Source organism: Pseudonocardia oceanicola, assembly GCF_047200735.1.
In the GTDB taxonomy this organism is placed as follows: domain Bacteria; phylum Actinomycetota; class Actinomycetes; order Mycobacteriales; family Pseudonocardiaceae; genus Pseudonocardia.
On record NZ_JBJZON010000077.1, the window covers coordinates 1 to 974 of the forward strand.

Sequence of the window (974 nt, forward strand, 5' to 3'; positions counted from 1 at the left end):
CCATGAGGGTTATTCAAAACCCCACTTCGTCGCAAAGAAGAACAATGCTCTTGTCGCCCTGAACGTTTCATGGTAGGTGCGGAAGGGGCGCCGGAAGTCGGCGTGCAGGATCCGCCAGGCTTTGACGGCTGCGATGAGGCGTTCGATGGGGGCGCGTAACGCCGAGTGTTCGGCGTTGCATTGCTTGTCGCGTCTGCTGAGTTCGCCTTTCGGTGGCCGTTTGCGCGGGGTGGCCATGACGTCGCATCCTTGGTAGCCCTTGTCGCCGATTCCTCCGCCGGAGGCCCGCACGATGTCGACGACCGGGGTTTCTTTGAAAGCGCGTGCGTCGTGCGTGCTGCCGGGTAGCGGATCGGAGATGAACACCGGCCGGCCGTCGAGCAGGCCGACCACCTGGATGTTGAAGCCGGTGGTGGCGTACTTGCGGCTCCACAGCTCGGGATGGTCGGCGTAGGACCAGCATCGGGCGAGCGTGCCGTCCACCAGGGACACCCGGCCCTGGACCAGCTCGATGGCCTCGGCCGGATCGGGCACGAACTCGTCGAGCACCTCGGCCACGACCGGTACCAGCTCGGCGACGATGCGCGACACGGTCGACTGCGAGACACCGCGCAGGTCACCCAGGAACTCCTGGGAGCAGTTCTGCCGCACGTACATGCAGGCCAGTTCCACGGCGCGATAAAGACCAAGTGTTTTCGGCCTGCCCGTGTGCCGATTCCATGGCTTCGGCAGGGCGTGGTGTACTCGGCTCACGAGCTCCTGCAGCTGGGGTGGTGTCAAGCCCGTAGTACGATGGTAGTGCAACGGCCTCTCGCTGACGATATCGCTTTTGGTGTAGGAACCTCATCGATATCACTGTGAGAGGCCGTTGCCCTGAAACGACACGCCGCACCCACTGTCTAGCGGATCACAAGCCGCCTTGCTTGGCACGCTCGGGGTCAGCCGCAACGAAAGGGTTCTGAATAACCCTTCAT

General features: G+C 63.0%; 1 protein-coding gene. It reads right to left on the minus strand.

Annotated elements, in window-relative coordinates; translation table 11 throughout:
• Positions 1-9 precede the first annotated feature (9 nt).
• A complete protein-coding gene (locus tag ACL02T_RS34870) occupies positions 10-753 on the minus strand; it encodes a transposase family protein (protein WP_412835089.1) in 744 nt (247 codons plus the stop codon).
• Positions 754-974: the final 221 nt, after the last annotated feature.